The sequence below is a fragment of the Streptomyces sp. NPDC111507 genome (assembly GCF_055638955.1).
Window position 1 is genome coordinate 478,673 of record NZ_JBVKBU010000007.1, and the last position, 16,133, is coordinate 494,805.

Here is a 16,133-nt window from a genome sequence, read left to right on the forward strand (position 1 = left end):
TGGGGACCTTCCTCAGTCGGTGCCGGGTTGAACGAGCTTGAAGACGAAGCGGGCGGCGGCCCGTTGGGCGGACCGGCGCAGGCGGGTCGGGACCGGGCGAACCGGAGTGGGTACGGGGGAGTCGGCCAGGCTGGGGAACAGGGCTTCGGCGTTGCCGCGGTTGACGGCCTGGAGGAGGTCGAGGTCCACGCCGGTGTCCAGGCCGCCCGCGAAGACTGGCAGGCAGGTGTGGGGCGAAGGGCCTGTCGCTGCCGAAGAGGACGTGCCCGGGGCAGGCGAAGGCGAGCAGGGTGGGCAGGGCGGCGGGACTGGAGGACAGTGCGGTGTCGAATCAGAAGGCGCGGAAGTCGTCCAGCACGTCCAGGGGGCTGCGCCCGGTGTTGCCCGCGATGGAGACGGCCATGCGGTGAGAGGCGTACGGCACGAACCCGCCGGCGTGGCTGAGGATGAACCGGATGTTCGGGTATGTGCGCGCGATGCCGTTGCGTACGAGCAGGCACGCGGCCCTGGTCGTGTCCAGGAGGAAGTCGGCGGTGAACGGTGGGATGCCCTCGACGGCCGGTGCGGGCAACTCGGCGGGGTGTACGAAGACGATCGCGCCCCGCTCGTCCAGGGCCTGCCACAGCGGGTCCTGGCCGCCTGCGCCGAGGCCGGTGCCCTGGTTGTCGGCCAGCGGGGTGACCCCGTCGGCGCCGAGTTCGTCCAGCGCCCGCCGGGCCTCCGTGGCGGAGGCGGTGGGATCGGGCATGGGCAGGGTGGCGAAGTACCCGAAACGGCCCGCGTGATCGGCGGCGAGGGGCGCGGAGGAGTCGTTGAGCCGCCGCGCCAGGTCGGCGGCCTCAACGCCACCGCTCCCTCGCCGTCGCCGCCGATCAGGGTCTGCCGATCGACCAGATCCGCACCCGCGTCCAGCACCTCAACGTCCAGGCCGCCACCCTCGACGACATCGCCCAGAGCTACCAGCGCGTGGGTGAACTCGGCTTCGACATGGCGCTGTCCGTGGGACAGCACATCCATGACAAAGAGCTCTCCTACTACGCCCGCACGCCCTCCGGCTTCGAATGGGAGGTCGGCTGGAACCCCGTCATCATCGACGAAGCCACCTGGCAGCCCACCACCCACCAGGGCATCAGCATCTGGGGGCATACACCCGTCGGCCGGACCATCATCGACAAACTCGACCAGTTCCGACGCGGCGCCCTCTCCCTCACTCGCCCGGAAGTCACCGTCCCCGCCCTCAGCGGAACCGGCATGTCCGGCGACTGACCGCCGGGCCGGGCCCCGCCGGCCCGACGGGGCCCGGAACAGATCCGGTTCCGGATCACGCCGAAGGACCCGTGGCAGACTGGTCGGGCGGCTCGTCCCGGTCCGTCGTTCACCCCATACTGATCCACCGAGGTTGTTTCCGTGCCCAAGCCCGTGGCCCGCGAGCCAATGCGACGTAATTCACGGTCCAACCGGGCGCGCATCCTGGCCACGGCCCGCCAGGAACTGGGGCGGAACCCTGACGTCACCCTGGAGGAACTCGCGCGAGCCGCCGGTATCGTGCGGCGCACCCTCTTCGGGCACTTTCCCGGACGCGCGGCGTTGCTGGAGGCTCTCGCCGAGGAGGCCTCCGAGGCGATTCGGAGCGTCGTCTCGGCCGGAGCGAACTCGACGGAGCCGGCCGAGCGAGCCCTCGCGTACTTCGTGCTCTCCGTGTGGCCTGTAGGTGACCGCTATCGCATGCTCGTGGCGCTGGCGCGCAAGGACCTGGGTATGGAACGCGTGGCCGAGATCCTGGCACCGGCCCGCGACGAGGCCACGGCCATCCTGGAACGAGGGCAGCGCGACGGCGTCTTTCACACCCATCTGCCGCCCGCTGTGCTGAGCGCCGGACTGGAGGCCATGACGGTCGCGCTGCTGGAAGCCGTCAACACCGGGGCGCTGGAAGACGACGGAACCCGGGTCGCCGTCGCCACGCTCATCGCGGCCGGTGTGCCGGAGGAACAGGCGGGTGCGGTGGTCGACGATGTCGCGTCCGTGGCGGTCGCGGAGGCTGCCGCCGACGCGTGAGTCGTCTCGCCGACCAGCAGCGGACGCTCACCTGACGGCTGCGTCGACCATGTCCAGGGCGGGCAGGTCCAGCGAGCAGATCCGCGCGGCCTCGTCGGCGGTCATGCCGAAGTGGCGCAGCAGACCACGCACCACCAGGTCCGAGGACTTCGCGTCGTCACGGTCGGGCTGCGCGTGCGGCAGCGAACCGAGGGCCAGTTGGGCGCTGACCGTCATGGCGAGGGCGAGGGCGAGGTCCAGGTCCTCCACCTCGAAGCGCCCGGCGGCCGCCGCGGTACGGATGTCGCGCAGTGTGCGCGGCGCCAACCCACGGTCGGAGTAGGCCACGTCGAGCCCGTGGTTCAGGAGAACCCGGCTGAGCTGCGGGTAGCGGCGGTGCAGGCTGCCGGTCATCCGGAAGCTCTGGCGTACGCGACCGCCGGGTCGTCGATGGCCGCGGTGAGCTCGTCCATGAGACCACCGAACCACTCCAACGCGTCCTCGACCGTGCGGTTCGGGAGCAGGGTCGCCGCGCTCGCCATGCCGATGCGCATGCGGGAGGTCTACCTGGATGATCAGAGTCTCTTCGAACGGGTCCTCGGACAGGTCACCGACCCCGGCGGAGGCCGCTGGTGGACCGACGGCCACGACGACGCCGTAGGCCACGGCACGGTTCTGCTCCTGCGCCGTGGTGTGCGCGGTCGGGCGTTCCGGGCGTACGCCCACGACCGCATCGGTTCCGCGCTCCACGAGGCCGGTGCGCGCGACCTGCGCACGTACACGTTCCTGCCCTGGTCGCGGTGCGTGCACCCCACACTCGGTGTCTGTCACGACACCCCGGCCTTGCGCCGCTACCACGGAAGCGTTGTCGTCGGAGCCGACAGCCGCGCCGCCGTGGACGAGTTGCTGAAGTCCGAGCAGGTGGCCGGGATCGTCGCCGACCAGCACACGGTCCTGACGGCCGCCCACGCCTACATCGTGGAACGGAGCGTGCAGGTCATCCGTAGCCCAACAGCGTCGGCCGTTCTCAAGCCGTGGTCCTTCGGCCGCGGCGTTCGGCGCCCAGACGGGCGTAGTAGTCGACGAGTTCGGGGGCGTCCACGGCGGCGAGGTTGACGACCTGCTCGGCGGAGGCGCCTTGGAGCAGGCGTTTGACCGGGACCTCGAGCTTCTTGCCGGTGCGGGTGTGTGGGATGGCCGGGACCTCGAGGATCTCGTCGGGGACGTGGCGGGGTGAAGCGCCGGTGCGGATGGCGTCGCGGATGCGGTCGCGCAGAGCGTCGTCGAGGGCGACGCCGGGCGCCGGGACGACGAACAGCGGCATCCAGTAGCCGCCGTCGGGTTCCTCCGCGCCGATGACGAGTGCTTCGGTGATCTCCGGGAGGCGTTCGACGACGTCGTGGATGTCGGCGCTGCCCAGGCGTACGCCGTTGCGGTTGAGGGTGGAGTCGGAGCGGCCGTGTACGATCACCGAGCCGTGGGCGGTGTGGGTGATCCAGTCGCCGTGCCGCCACACACCGGGGTACGCCGAGAAGTAGGCGTCGTGGTAACGGGCGCCGTCGGGGTCGTTCCAGAAGGACAGCGGCATCGACGGCATGGGGCGAGTGACGACCAGCTCGCCGACCTGGTCGACGACCGGAAGACCCTCGGTGTCGTACGCGGCGAGTGCCACACCCAGGTGCGGAGCCGACAGTTCCCCCGCCCAGACCGGGATCGTGGGCGCGCTGCCGGCGAAGCCGGAGACGATGTCGGTACCTCCGCTGATGGAGGCGAGCAGGACGTGACCGCCGACATGGTCGCGGACCCAGGGGTAGGCGGAGGCGGGCAGCGCGGAGCCGGTGCAGCCGAGGACGCGGATCGAGGACAGGTCGTGCACGGACGGGTCGATGCCGAACTTGGCCATGGCCAGGAGGTATTGCGGGCTGGTGCCGAAGACGGTGACGCGGTGGCGGGCCGCCAGTTCCCACAGAACGTCCGGGCTGGTCAGCGGGGCGGGACTGCCGTCGTACGTGCAGGTGGTCGCGCCGGTCAGCAGGGTGGAGACGACCAGGTTCCACATCATCCAGTGGGTGGTGGTGTACCAGAGGAGGCGGTCGCCGGGGCCGAGGTCGGAGTGCAGGCCGAGGGTCTTGAGATGTTCGAGCAGGACGCCGCCGTGACCGTGGACGATGCCCTTGGGCAGGCCGGTGGTGCCGGAGGAGAAGACGACCCACAGGGGGTGGTCGAACGGCACGGGCGTGCAGTCGAGTCGCTCGGTGCGGGTGGAGGCGTCCTCCCACGGGATGACCAGCGAGGGACAGCTCCGCGAGGGCCAGGGCAGACCTACGTGGTCGACGAGCAGGGTCGCTTTCAACGTCGGCAGCGCATGGGCCAGTTCGAGGGCGGCCTCCCGGCGGTCATGGGTGGTGCCGTTGAAGAGGTAGCCGTCGGCCGTGATCAGGACGGTGGGTTGGAGCTGCGCGAAGCGGTCGGCAGCGGCCTGGGGAGCGTAGTCCTGCCCGCACACCGACCAGACGGCGCCCAGGCTCGCGGCGGCCAGGAACGCCACGATCGCGTGGGGGGTGTTGGGAAGGTAGCCGACGACCCGGTCGCCCCGGCCCACGCCGAGATCGCGCAGGGTCGCGGCGACGGAGGCGACCTGGGCACGCAACCGCCGCCCGGTCACCTCGTGGCCGGCACCGGTCTCGTCGAGCGCGACGATCGCCGCGTCGTCGTCCGCGAGGCTGCGCAGGGCGTGGTGGGTGTAATTGAGGGTGGCGCCGGGGAACCAGCGGGCGCCGGGCATCCGCTCGTCCTCCAGCACCCGCTGATGGGGCGTGGCCGCCTCGATGTCGAAGTACTCCCACACCGCGCCCCAGAATCCTTCGAGATCGGTGACCGACCAGTGGTGCAGGGAGGCGTAGTCCGAGTCCACGGCAACACCCCGGTGCCCGGCCGCCGCGTGGGCGAAGTCCACGATGCGACTGGCGGCTGCGGCCTGCGGATCAGGAGTGAAGAAGGGGTCCGGGTACGGCGTTTTCATCGCGTTGTGCTCCTCAACAGGCTTTTCTCAACGGTCCGTTGGGAAGGGACGGGGCTTCGTGTGGTGTGCAGAAGGGACGCCCAGGCGGCGGTGTCCGTGAAGTCATCGCCACCGGGCGGGACGACGTCCATCACGACACGGTCGGGCCGCAGCAGCACGGCGTCCGCCCGCCCCTCGCGCAGCCAGGCGGCGAGGTGGCCGTCGTCACCCAGGTCGGCCGCGGGAACGGTCCGGGCATCGAGGCCGTCGGCGACCGCCTTCAGCGAGGGCGAGAGCGGTACGGCGGTCAGCAGGGCGAAGGAGTCGCCGAGCAGTTCGTCGAGGCGGGCGCGTCGTCCGTCGACGGCCACCCACGGCTGGGGGCAGAAGGTGCCGACGAGACCGCGGCCGCTCCAGCGCGTACGACGGCGTACGAGCGGCCCCGCGGTCAGGGCGGGACTGAGGTCGCGTGCGGCCGCCGTACTCAGGCCAGGGATACGGACGGCCGCGCTCAGGACACCGCGGCGAACGGCCGCGGCACCGTCCTGGCCGCCGGTCATGGCCCAGCCCATGGCGACCGCGAGCCGCACCATGCGGCGCGTGTGCGGCTTGCGTTCGCCCTCGTAGGTCTCCAACAGCCTTTCCTCGGCGCCCTGTTGGAGAACTCGGGCGAGTTTCCAGGTGAGGTTGTAGGCGTCGCGCAGGCCCGCGCACAGCCCCTGCCCGATGAACGGCGGGGTGAGGTGGGCGGCGTCGCCGAGGAGGAAGACACGCCCCCGGCGCCAGCGGTCGGCGACCCGCGCCCGGAAGGTGTACCGCGCCTGCCGCATCACCTCGAAGTCGGCGCCGTACGTGAGATCCACCCAGGGAGCGATCAGCTCCCGCAGCCGCTCGTGACTCAGTGCCGAGTCGTCCCGGAGCCGGAACTCCCAGCGGTAGCGGTCCTCGCTGACGCGCATGAACGTCGCCGGCCGCTGCGGATCGCAGACCTGTTCGACACCTTCCCAGCAGCGGACCGGGAGGCTGGTGCGCACGTCGATGACCGTCCAGCGTTCCTCGAAGCGCAAGTCCTCCCACGCGGCGCCGATGGCGTCGCGGATCAGGCTGCCCGCGCCGTCGCAGCCGAGGACGGCGTCCGCCCGCAGAAGGTGTTCGCTCGTGTCGTCGCGGTAGGTCACGCGGACCGGACCGTGGCCGTCCTGTTCGACGCCGACGACCTCCACCCCGCCGCGCAGTTCGCACGCCGGGGTGCGAGCGAGGGTGTCGCGCAGCAGCCGTTCCAGCTCGGGCTGGTCGAACATGCTGGTCTGCGGGAAGCCGTGGGGTCCCTGCGCGACGCGCGGGAACTCGGCCATCACGCGGTGCCCGGCGTCCAGCAGCCGCAGCCCCGCGCGGGGCGGGCGATCGCGGCGAACTCCTCCTGGACCCCTGCGGCCTGGAGGATGCGGCGCACCTCGTCGTCCGTGGCGACGGCGCGCGGCAGCGGGTAGACGTCGTGGTGGCGTTCGAGGACGACAGTCCTCACGCCACGCCGGGCCAGCAACAGGGCGGCGGTCACGCCCACGGGCCCCGCTCCGACAATCACCACGGGTACGTCTGCCGAGTTGTGCTCGACGGTCATGTGCGGCTCACTTCGGGTCACGGTTCGTGTCGGTCAGTTCGCGTCGGTCACGGGGGTGCGCTGTTCACCGAGGTCGATCCGCCCGTCCGGCGTGGCGATCGTCCCGGTCATCACATCGCCGCGCCGGAGGTAGCGCGGGTTCTTCGCCTGGCTCTTGAAGAACGCCTTCCACTTCATGGCGGGCGGCAGCAGCGAGCCGATCTTCTCGACGGCCTTGGGCGGGGCCTTGAGCGCGGTGCCGCCGGGGGTTCCGGTCAGCAGCAGGTCCCCGGGAGCGAGGGCCTGGAAGCGGGCCAGCAGGGTCAGCGCCTGCGCCGGGCGGACGATCATGTCGGCGAGGGTGCGGTCCTGGCGCAGGTCGCCGTTGACGGACAACTTCAGCCGCAGGTCCAGGAGATGGGCGAAGTCCTTCTGCTCAAGCAGGGCCAGGTAGGGGCCGGTGGGAGTGAAGGTCGGGTACGACTTGCTCTCGTAGAACTGCGTCTTCGTCAGCTGTACGTCTCGGGCGCTGACGTCGTTGGTGATCACGAGACCGGCGACGTAGGCGGGCAGGTCCCGCTCCTCGACGACGGTGCCGACGGGGAGGGGCGCACCCATGACCAGGCCCAGCTCTATCTCGTAGTCCAGGAACTTCACATGCTGCGGCCGGACGATGCTCTCCTGCGGGCCGCTGACCGAGCCGGACGCCTTTCGGAAGAAGGCGGGCGGGATGTCGCCGGTGAAGCCCGAATCGCGTGCGTGGCTGCGGTAGTTGACCATCTGGGCGACCACCCGGCACGGAGTGGTGACAGGGGAGAGGGCCACCAGGTCGGCGAGCGGAGTACCCGGATCGCCGGAGTCGGCGGCCTCCCGGACGGTGGTCCGGTCGGCGAGCAGCTCGGCGGTGGTGACGGCCTTGGTGTCGATACGGACGGCGTGCGCGTCGCGCGCCACCCACCAGCCGTCTGCGGTACGCAGGACATTGGTGCTCATGTCAGTGCTTTCGTCAGGGGGTCGGGGGTCAGGAAGTCGGGGGTCAGGAGTTCGCGGCCTTCAGCAGGCCCAGGAGGCGCGCCGGGTCCATTTCGTTGTCGCCGCGCAGGGCCTGGATGACGTCGCGGACCCTTGCGGGGGAAGGGCCGGCGCCGAGGAAGTCGCGGGTCGCTGGCGGGCCCCACTGGGCGAGGCCGCTGGTCGACATGGGTGCCCAACCGGGTTCGAGGTCGCAGGAGAACAGGTCGCCGTCGGCGAAGTGCTCCAGCATGAGGTGGTCCGGGTCGCGCCAGTAGTCGAACAGCTGGCTGCCCTGGATGTGCCGGCCGATGCCCCAACTGCGCTGGTATCCACGCTCGCCCAGGTACTCACCGCCGGCGGCGATCGAGTCGAGGTCGGTGACCTGGTAGGCGGAGTGGACGTAACCGTTGCCCGGCCCCAGGTGCATGGCCAGGGTGTGATGGTCGGCCGGCACACTCCCCAGGTCGCAGCGGATGAACGCCATCGTCGGACCACGGTCGCGCTGCCCGTCCAGGAACAGGAAGTCGGACACGATCATCCCGAGCGTGTCGAGATACCAGTCCAGAGCGCGGGCGAACACCCGTGTCTCCAGCACCACATGCCCCAGGCGCTGGATGCGGGAGGGCTCCCGGGGTGGCCGCTGCGTGACGTTCGTACGACGATGGTCCGTACCGAAGTTGAGAAGCAGCGGCTGCTGTTCGGGCAGCCCCGGCAACTGCTCGCCACAGTGCACGACCCGGACCGGGAAGCCGGAGGGGTCGAGCAGGTCGACGCCTCTTCCGCCGCCGGGGACGTGGGCGTCGCCTACGTCCGAGCCGGTGGCGCGGGCCAGCCGGTCCAGGTCGGCCCGCTCGGCCGCGCGGAACGCCGGGCCGATGAACCTGCTGGCGCGCCCCTTGCGGATCACCATGCACGGCGAGCCGGCGAAGGTTCCGCGCAGCCACAGCTCACGCTCGGTGCGCGCGGCGACCCCGAAGCCGAAGTCACGAGCGAACACCTCGGCCCGGTCCAGGTCGGGCTTCTCGAACTCCAGCCAGGCCACGTCCGCCACCTTGATCACAGGATTTCGGGCCCGGCCCGGGTGCTCGCCGCGCAGGGCTCCTTGCTCACTGTGGAGGTCCTGGTGGGCCGTCCTGACGTCCGTGACGCCGACCGCGTCGACGCGAGTTTCGGACATGGTGTCCTCCAAGCGACATTGCTGTAATGAGGAAATCATCAGCTTTGATTCTTCGATCGTCAATAGCTGGATCCTGGGCTAGTGACGAAATCGTCAGGTATGTACTGATCGATTCATCAGAACTGTGGCATGTGGATCTCATGGGCAAACTCGTGCGTATGCCGAGGTCAGCCCTGTCCCGTAACCGCTTTGAACGGCGACGAGCATTCAGGCTGTCGCGGAGCGCGCCGATGTCGGCTTCGGCTCCTTCTACGACCACTTCGCATCGAAGGCGGAGCTGTTCGACGCGGCGGTCACGGACGCCCTCGAAGAGCCCGGCCAGACCTTCGACGAACACCTGCGGGGCATCGACGACCCGGCGGAACTCGTCGCGGCGGGATTCCGCCTCAGCGCCCGTCTGGCCGACTCACAGCCTGAACTGATGCAGGTTCTGCGCCACCGCGGCCTCGGACACATCCACTCGTGCATACGCAATGAGGGGTTATCTGAGGCCGGCTGCCGGGCTCACCTGCCTGTTTGCTCTGGCGGTGGCGGGGTGCTCTTCCGGCGGTACGGGCCCGCTCCCTCGGAGGACGCTCAGGACGTCGCCCGGCGACCGCTGCCCGACCTCGACGGCACGCTGAGAGCACGCACCTGACACCCCGAGGGATCACGCGGACGACGAACTCGGGTGGAAGGTGACCGCCTTGCCGGTGAAGCGGGCGCTGATGCCGCTCTTCGCCGTGGTGACCGACCGCAGGTGCAGCCCCTCGGGGATGTTCTGGAGGGGGACGGGCTCCGCCAAGGCCTTGTCGAGCAGAGCCTTCACGGGAGGGATCAACTCGCCCTGGGTGACACGGACGTCCGTGAAGGCGATGCGGTTGGCGCCGGCCGCCGAGACGGCGGTACTCACGGTCACGTCGCCGACGAGCGGCAGGCCGACGCGCACCTCCACCCGGCCCGGCTCGTCGCCCTGCGAGACCTCCAGGCCGAGCGCGCCCGACACGTCCTTGTACGACAGGAAGGCGGTCGCCTCGACGCTGCGCGCATGGGCCTCGCCGGCGCTGCCCGAAGTCTTCAACCCGTCGAGGCCGACGCTCAGTTGCGTCAACGGTAGCGGCCGGTTCGATCCGCTCGCCGGGATGTCGTGGGCGGTGATGTCGACGTGCCGCAGGCTGCCCTCGGCCAGCTGCGTGAGTACGGGAAAGCCGCTGACGTGCACCGAAGGCCGCTTTGGGGTCGCCATGCCCTCCTGGAACGCTTCCGCCGTACGGCTCTCCGCGCGGGCCGCGGCAACACGGTCGACGGCGACGGCGCCGGCCAGCACCGCGGCCAGGGAGGCGACGGCGATGATCCTGCGCCGCCTCCTCGGTGCCGGGGGGCTCGCATACAAGGCGGCGTCACCGTAAGACGGCTCGCCCGCGGGCTCCTGGTCATGCCGGGACTGGTACATGGCTTTCCTCTCGGGTCTTCTCGGGAAGTGATCTCCGGACGCGCGCCCAAACTGTCGGAGTCGGAGTCGGAGTCGGACTCGGACTCGGACGGGATTTCTAGGCGCCGACGGACTCGGGACGGCCGAGCCGGTGGACCTGTGCGGCGGCGAGGTCGACGTCCGCCCCCACCGCGATCAGGGCGGCGGTCGCGGTGCGCGTGCCGTCGTCGCGCCAGGTTCCGGCGTTCACGCACTCCAGGAGCGCCAGCAGATGCCCTTCGAGTGCCCGACTGAGCGGCCCGGGCGGGACGCTGGTCCGGAAGACGCGCTGCCGTTGCCCCCGCTCGATGATCGACGCCGCCATGTCGCGGGCGGGGGCGAGGACTTCGTTCACGCGTTCCGCTCCCAGGTCCTGAGGCGCGAGTCTCAGCAGCATGCGATAGCGGTCGCCGACGGGCCACAGGGCCAGGACGAAGCGGGCCATGTCGGTTGCGGCGTCGGGATCGTGGATCGTCACGGCCGCCAGTGCCCGTCGCAGCGCTTCCGCGGCGTCCGTGACGAGCCCCTCGACCAGCGCGGACCGGCCGGCGAAGTGGTCGTAGACGGTACGACGCACCACGCTGGCCGCCTCGGCGACGTCGCTGAGGCTGCTGTCGGGATCGCGGCCGAGTTGCCGCCTCGCTGCTTCGAGGATGCGGGCCCGGGTGAGCTGTGTCTGGCGGCGCCCGCTGCCTGTGACGCGTGGGCTGATCATGTCGGACCTCCGGTCGACGGGGAAGGGCACGCCAATACTTGCACATCGATGGGCAACAAACTAATCTGCACATCGTTGAGCAAATATCTGCCCGCAGTGCCGTGGCCGTGCCCGCACTGCTCCTGCGGACCCACCACCCCTTGAAGCTGCCGCTTCGCCCTGAGGAGCTTCCGATGCCGCTCTTTGCCCACACGCCCGCCGAGAAGATGACGGAGCCGTACCCGCGACGCTGGTGGGCCCTGCTGGTGCTGTGCCTGAGCCTGCTGATCGTGGTCATGGCAAATACATCGCTGATCGTGGCCGCGCCCGACATGACCCGGGACCTGGGCCTGTCCAGCAGTGACCTGCAGTGGGTCATCGACGGCTACACCGTCCCCTACGCCGCGCTGATGCTCGTACTGGGCTCGATCGGCGACAAGTACAGCCGCCGCGGCGCGCTGATCCTGGGCCTTTTGATCTTCGCGGGCGGATCGGTGATGGGCGGCCTGGTCGACGAGACCGGCTTGGTCGTCACAGCCCGCGCGATCATGGGCGTCGGCGCCGCCGTCGTGATGCCGGCCACCCTGTCGCTGCTCGTCGCGATCTTTCCGAGGGCGGAGCGCGCCAAGGCCATCACGGCCTGGAGCGCGACCTCCGGCCTCGCCATCGCCGCCGGTCCGCTGGCGGCCGGTTGGCTGCTGGAGAACCACGCGTGGGGCTCGACCTTCCTGATGAACGTCCCCATCGCGGTGGTCGGCGTCGTCGGTGCACTGCTCCTGGTGCCGCCGTCGAAGGCGGAGAAGATGGGCGGGATCGACTACGTCGGCGGTCTGCTCTCGATCGTCACCGTCGGCAGCCTGGTCTACGCGACCATCGAGGGCCCGCACTTCGGTTGGGGCACCGGCCCCATCACCGCGGCCGTGGTCGCCGGTCTCGGCCTGCCGGCCTTCGTCGTGTGGGAGTTGCGCCACCCCCACCCCATGCTCGACGTACGCAAGTTCAAGGAGCGCCCCTTCAGCGGCTCCATGCTCTCGGTGCTGTTCTTCTTCTTCGGCACCTTCGGCTCGATCTACTACGCGACCCAGTTCCTCCAGTTCGTCCTCGGCTACAACGCGCTGGACACCGGCGTGCGACTGCTGCCGCTGGCCGGGGCCGTCTTCGCCGGCGCCGCGGTGACCGGACGACTGGCCCCGAAGCTGGGCGTGAAGCCGGTGGTGGGAACCGGCATGGTGGTCGGCACCGCAGGCGTCTTTCTGCTGACGCGGATCGAGTCGGGCTCGACCTACACCGACTTCCTGGCGTCTTTGCTGCTGCTCGGCTTCGCGATCGGTCTGAGCCTGTCCCCGGCCACCGACACCATCATGGGCTCCTTCCCCGAGTCGGAGCTGGGCGTCGGCGGCGGCGCCAACGACACCGCGCTGGAACTCGGCGCCTCCCTGGGCATCGCCATCCTCGGCTCGCTCCTCGCCACGTCCTACAAGGACAACCTGACCGACCTGCTCGGCGGCCACCTCCCGGTCGCCGCGATGGACACCGCCAAGGACTCGGTGGGCGGCGGCCTCGCGGTCGCCGAACAGGTCGCGAAGAACCCGCGCGGCGGACCCCAGCAGGCCCAGACCCTGATCGGCGCGGTCCACGAGTCGTTCGCCCACGCCATCGCCCACACCAGCCTCATCGGCGGCATCATCATGGCTGGTGGAACCCTGATAGTGCTGACGGTCCTGCCCGGCCGCCGGGCTACCGGCAAGCACCGCCAGGAGGGGCCGGTGGCACCGGAGACTGACCGGGGCGAGGAGTACGCCGGCTCCGTTCAGTGATCCGCCTGGACTCCTGAGAATCCTGCCCGGCCTCCTCCCGTCGGGGCCGGGCAGAACTCGTCGGCCGATCTCGAGGGTGTCGACCGGCGAAAGGGCAGCAGCACGGTCGTGAAGGTGCCCCGGGCCGTCCGTTTCCTGCCGATGCGTTCTCGCCTGTTCGGCGTAACGTCATCCTTGTGGAGGTCGCCGCGGACAGCCTCGTGTCCCGTGCCGCGCATAAGCTCAGTCTGAGCGCGGACAGGCTGATCGCCGACGTGGAGCGGTGCCTGCGGCGTGACGTCCCGGAGCTGTCGAACGACCCGGAGACCGCCCGCATCACCTCGGAGAACATCGCCGACCACATCGACGGCGTCTTGGGCGGCCTCGAGCACGGCATCGAGCTGAGCCGGATCGATCCGCCCGTCGCCGACGTCGAACGGGCACGTCGGCTGGCCCGGCGCGGAGTATCCCTCAGCGCGATGCTGCGGGCTCACCGGCTCGCACAGGGCATCGCTCTCGACAGGCTGCTCGAAGAGCTGCCGCGACTGACGAGCGACGCCGAGCTGATCGGCGCGGCGGCACGCAAACTGATCGCGGCAACGACCGGATACGTGGACCGAACCTCCGAGCAGGGCGTCATGGCGTTCCAGGAGGAGCGGGACCTCCGACTGCGGTGGCGGCTGGCGATGGTGAACGAGGCCGGCCTGCGCATCGGCACCACCCTGGACATCTCCCGCACGACGCAGGAACTGGCGGACCTCGCCACCGAGCACTTCGCCGACCTCGCCACCGTCGACCTGCTCGACTCCGCGCTCCACGGAAACGACACCCCGGAGGAGAAGCCGCTGGTACTGCGCCGGGTCGCCCAGCGGTCGGTGACCGAGGACTGCCCGGAGGCGACCATCACGCGGCAGCAGCGCCACACCTACCCGGACGGATCGCCGCCGGACCGCGCCCTGACCACCGGACAACCTTCACGGCACCACTTCGACGGGACTCTCGACCGCTCGCCGGGGAACCCGGGACCCGGCCGCGGCGTCGACGCCCACCAGACCCACTCGACCCTGGTCGTTCCCCTGCGTGCCCGTGGCACCGTCCTGGGCGTCGCGGAGTTCTCCCGCCATCGCAATCCCAGTCCCTACGACGACGAGGACCTGCTCCTCGCGCAGGAGATCGCCGCCAGGGCAGCCGTCGCCGTCGACAATGCCCGCCGCTACACCCACGCCCGCGCCACCGCCCTCGGCCTCCAGCGCAGCCTGCTCCCGCCGTGTATGCCACGGCAGTCAGCTGTGGAGGTCGCCTGCCGCTACCTGCCCGCCGGCGCGGAGGTGGGGGTGGGCGGCGACTGGTACGACGTCATCCCGCTGTCGGGAGCCCGAGTCGCCCTGGTGGTGGGCGACGTGGTCGGCCACGGCATTCACGCGGCCGCCACCATGGGTCGGCTGCGGACCGCCGTTCGCACGCTGGCCGACATCGACCTGCCGCCCGACGAACTCCTCACGCACCTGGACGACGTCGTCCTGCGCCTGTCCGCGGAAGTCTCCACCGACCCGGACACCGAAGCCGACCCGGACACCGAAACCGACGGGGACGTCGGCGCCACCTGCCTGTACGCGGTCTACGACCCCGTCAGCAGTTGCTGCACCCTCGCCCGCGCGGGCCATGTGCTGCCTACCGTGGTGACCCGGGACGGCACCGTCGACATCCTGGACCTGCCACCGGGTCCGCCGCTTGGCCTGGGCGGCCTGCCGTTCGAAGCCGCGGAGGTCGACCTGCCCGAAGGCAGCCTCCTCGCCCTCTACACCGACGGCCTGATCGAAGCCCGCGACCACGACATCGACACCGGCCTCACCCTGCTGCGCCAAGCCCTCGCCGAGCCCACTGCCTCCCTGGAAGCCGCCTGCGACATCGTGCTCGAACGCCTGCTACGGGCTCGCCCGGACGACGACGTGGCCCTGCTCCTGGCCCGCACCCACGCCCTCGGTAGCCGCCAGGTCGCCAGCTGGGACCTGGCGGCCGACCCCGCCGCAGTTGCCGGGGCCCGGTCGAGAGTCTCCCAACAGCTGAGCACCTGGGGGCTGGAGGACCTCGACTTCACCGCCGAACTGGTGGTCAGCGAACTGGTCACCAACGCCATCCGCTACGGCAGGCCCCCCATCCAGCTGCGCCTCATCCACGACCGCGCCCTCCTCTGCGAGGTCTCCGACGCCAGCAGCACCACCCCGCACCAGCGCCGCGCCCGCGCTTACGACGAGGGAGGACGCGGCCTGCTCCTGGTCGCCCAACTCGCCGAGCGCTGGGGCACGCGTCACGCCCGGCACGGCAAGACAGTATGGGCGGAGGTGAACGAGTCCGCCGACTTCCCGACATTCGCGCCCGTGTAGCCCAGTGGGCCTCCATTGCCCCGGCTCGACTTCCGGCACCGCGGATTCTCCCCGGCGTTCGTTCCGCGACGCCGAGCATTCGGTGAGCGCGATGATGGGCGTTCTCGCTGCGGCGCGGGAGCCGGAGGCCTTCGCCGGTCTGGTCCTGCTCGCCCCGTCGCCGTGTTTCATAGACGATCCGGCCGCCGGCCATCGGGGCGGGCTCAGTGCCGAGGACATCGATGAGCTCCTGGAATCGCTGGACGCGAACTATCTGGGCTGGTCAGGTGCCATGCCTCCGGTGATCATGGGAAATCCCGAGCGTCCGGAACTGGGCGAGGAGCTCACTCATCGGCGTATCCCTCCATCGAGGAATAGCGCTCCATGCTCCACGCCGCAAGGTCAGAACGTCCCGCTCCCACGTGGTCGAAGGGCACCACGGTGAAGTCGCGCTCCAGAAGCGGTACCACCAGCCGCCACATGTTCTGGTCGCACCCGAACCCGTGCGCCAGCATCAGCACGGGGCGACCGGACTGGCCGATCACCGTCACATGATTCCTGCTCCGCACAGCCATATGCCCATCCGCGCAGACCGTTCTACGGCCCCCCGGGACCGAGTGGCTTCAGTGGTGACGGGGCGCCGGATCAGGGCGCTGATGGTGCGCACGCCGTCGCGCCGGTTCTCGGTGAAAAGCAACTGGTCGATCACACTTCCCGGCACGACGCCGCTGGTCGAGGTGGCGACGTCCTTCATACCCAATTCGATGCCGATTTCGGCAAGCGCGTCCCGGTGTGGCTCAGCGACGCTCTGCCGTCAACTCACCCGCACAGACGGTGAGTCACACCGTCACCTTTGACCGGGCGCGGACACGGGACCGTGTCTCGGTACTGCCGTGTTACCGGGGGGTAAAAGGTCATCTCAATTGGTGAGTCGGCGGTAGCAGATGAGGGTGCTGGCGATGCTGGCGAAGGCGAGGAAGTGGACGGCTTTGCGTTCGTAGCGG

Annotated in this window: 15 protein-coding genes and 4 pseudogenes; 7 read left to right on the forward strand and 12 right to left on the reverse strand. The window is 70.2% G+C overall.

Annotated features, from left to right (window positions below; all coding sequences use genetic code 11):
- Positions 1-12 precede the first annotated feature (12 nt).
- Both ACZ7M2_RS29285 and ACZ7M2_RS29290 read right to left on the reverse strand, forming a co-directional pair.
- Positions 13-189, reverse strand: a complete 177-nt coding sequence (locus tag ACZ7M2_RS29285) for a hypothetical protein (RefSeq protein ID WP_471597836.1) — start codon at positions 187-189, stop codon at positions 13-15.
- A gap of 142 nt (positions 190-331) precedes the next feature.
- Complete coding sequence (locus ACZ7M2_RS29290) at positions 332-829, reverse strand: amidohydrolase family protein (RefSeq protein WP_471597831.1); 498 nt, start codon at positions 827-829, stop codon at positions 332-334.
- A gap of 11 nt (positions 830-840) precedes the next feature.
- On the opposite strand from ACZ7M2_RS29290, the pseudogene ACZ7M2_RS29295 reads away from it, so the two are divergent.
- Both ACZ7M2_RS29295 and ACZ7M2_RS29300 read left to right on the forward strand, forming a co-directional pair.
- Positions 841-1,266: pseudogene (locus ACZ7M2_RS29295) on the forward strand (VOC family protein); the annotation flags it as partial.
- 141 nt (positions 1,267-1,407) lie between these two features.
- Positions 1,408-2,055, forward strand: a complete 648-nt coding sequence (locus tag ACZ7M2_RS29300; protein WP_471597806.1) for a TetR/AcrR family transcriptional regulator — start codon at positions 1,408-1,410, stop codon at positions 2,053-2,055.
- A gap of 27 nt (positions 2,056-2,082) precedes the next feature.
- Here ACZ7M2_RS29300 and ACZ7M2_RS29305 read toward each other — a convergent pair whose 3' ends face one another.
- Both ACZ7M2_RS29305 and ACZ7M2_RS29310 read right to left on the reverse strand, forming a co-directional pair.
- On the reverse strand, positions 2,083-2,448 hold the full coding sequence (locus ACZ7M2_RS29305; protein ID WP_471597807.1) for a hypothetical protein: 366 nt from the start codon (positions 2,446-2,448) through the stop codon (positions 2,083-2,085).
- Positions 2,445-2,588 carry a hypothetical protein gene (locus tag ACZ7M2_RS29310; protein ID WP_471597808.1) on the reverse strand — a complete coding sequence of 48 codons (144 nt, stop codon included), beginning with the start codon at positions 2,586-2,588 and terminating at the stop codon, positions 2,445-2,447. The genes ACZ7M2_RS29305 and ACZ7M2_RS29310 overlap by 4 nt, the downstream gene beginning before the upstream one ends.
- On the opposite strand from ACZ7M2_RS29310, the gene ACZ7M2_RS29315 reads away from it, so the two are divergent.
- Positions 2,587-3,150 (forward strand): hypothetical protein, encoded by a 564-nt coding sequence (locus ACZ7M2_RS29315; protein WP_471597809.1) that lies wholly within the window; start codon positions 2,587-2,589, stop codon positions 3,148-3,150. The two genes, ACZ7M2_RS29310 and ACZ7M2_RS29315, sit on opposite strands and share 2 nt — an antisense overlap.
- Here ACZ7M2_RS29315 and ACZ7M2_RS29320 read toward each other — a convergent pair.
- The 4 genes and pseudogenes from ACZ7M2_RS29320 to ACZ7M2_RS29335 form a co-directional block, all read right to left on the reverse strand.
- Positions 3,062-5,056, reverse strand: coding sequence for an acetoacetate--CoA ligase (locus tag ACZ7M2_RS29320; RefSeq protein ID WP_471597810.1), 1,995 nt, complete (start codon positions 5,054-5,056; stop codon positions 3,062-3,064). The genes ACZ7M2_RS29315 and ACZ7M2_RS29320 overlap by 89 nt on opposite strands.
- A pseudogene (gene mhpA / locus ACZ7M2_RS29325) lies at positions 5,053-6,656 on the reverse strand (bifunctional 3-(3-hydroxy-phenyl)propionate/3-hydroxycinnamic acid hydroxylase MhpA). Before mhpA ends, ACZ7M2_RS29320 begins: the two are co-directional and overlap by 4 nt.
- A 33-nt stretch (positions 6,657-6,689) precedes the next feature.
- A complete protein-coding gene (locus ACZ7M2_RS29330; RefSeq protein WP_471597811.1) occupies positions 6,690-7,628 on the reverse strand; it encodes a fumarylacetoacetate hydrolase family protein in 939 nt (312 codons plus the stop codon).
- A 43-nt stretch (positions 7,629-7,671) separates the two neighbouring features.
- Positions 7,672-8,826: a VOC family protein gene (locus tag ACZ7M2_RS29335; protein ID WP_471597812.1), complete on the reverse strand. Its 1,155-nt coding sequence runs from the start codon at positions 8,824-8,826 to the stop codon at positions 7,672-7,674.
- Between the two features lie 205 nt (positions 8,827-9,031).
- Between ACZ7M2_RS29335 and ACZ7M2_RS29340 the strand changes: the two genes are divergently transcribed.
- Complete coding sequence (locus ACZ7M2_RS29340; RefSeq protein ID WP_471597832.1) at positions 9,032-9,463, forward strand: TetR/AcrR family transcriptional regulator; 432 nt, start codon at positions 9,032-9,034, stop codon at positions 9,461-9,463.
- 12 nt (positions 9,464-9,475) lie between these two features.
- On the opposite strand, the gene ACZ7M2_RS29345 is transcribed toward ACZ7M2_RS29340, so the two are convergent.
- Both ACZ7M2_RS29345 and ACZ7M2_RS29350 read right to left on the reverse strand, forming a co-directional pair.
- Positions 9,476-10,258 carry an LmeA family phospholipid-binding protein gene (locus tag ACZ7M2_RS29345; RefSeq protein WP_471597813.1) on the reverse strand — a complete coding sequence of 261 codons (783 nt, stop codon included), beginning with the start codon at positions 10,256-10,258 and terminating at the stop codon, positions 9,476-9,478.
- Between the two features lie 97 nt (positions 10,259-10,355).
- Positions 10,356-10,991, reverse strand: a complete 636-nt coding sequence (locus ACZ7M2_RS29350) for a TetR/AcrR family transcriptional regulator (RefSeq protein WP_471597814.1) — start codon at positions 10,989-10,991, stop codon at positions 10,356-10,358.
- A gap of 173 nt (positions 10,992-11,164) precedes the next feature.
- Between ACZ7M2_RS29350 and ACZ7M2_RS29355 the strand changes: the two genes are divergently transcribed.
- The 3 genes and pseudogenes from ACZ7M2_RS29355 to ACZ7M2_RS29365 form a co-directional block, all read left to right on the forward strand.
- Positions 11,165-12,787, forward strand: a complete 1,623-nt coding sequence (locus ACZ7M2_RS29355) for an MFS transporter (protein ID WP_471597815.1) — start codon at positions 11,165-11,167, stop codon at positions 12,785-12,787.
- A gap of 176 nt (positions 12,788-12,963) precedes the next feature.
- Entirely contained in the window at positions 12,964-15,150 is a 2,187-nt protein-coding gene (locus ACZ7M2_RS29360) for an ATP-binding SpoIIE family protein phosphatase (RefSeq protein WP_471597816.1), read from the forward strand.
- Between the two features lie 76 nt (positions 15,151-15,226).
- Positions 15,227-15,481 (forward strand): annotated as a pseudogene (locus tag ACZ7M2_RS29365) (alpha/beta fold hydrolase); the annotation flags it as partial.
- On the opposite strand, the pseudogene ACZ7M2_RS29370 reads toward ACZ7M2_RS29365, so the two are convergent.
- A pseudogene (locus ACZ7M2_RS29370) lies at positions 15,477-15,704 on the reverse strand (alpha/beta fold hydrolase); the annotation flags it as partial. The pseudogenes ACZ7M2_RS29365 and ACZ7M2_RS29370 overlap by 5 nt on opposite strands.
- Positions 15,677-15,883 (reverse strand): hypothetical protein, encoded by a 207-nt coding sequence (locus tag ACZ7M2_RS29375; protein ID WP_471597817.1) that lies wholly within the window; start codon positions 15,881-15,883, stop codon positions 15,677-15,679. The gene ACZ7M2_RS29375 and the pseudogene ACZ7M2_RS29370, both read right to left, overlap by 28 nt.
- Positions 15,884-16,133: the final 250 nt, after the last annotated feature.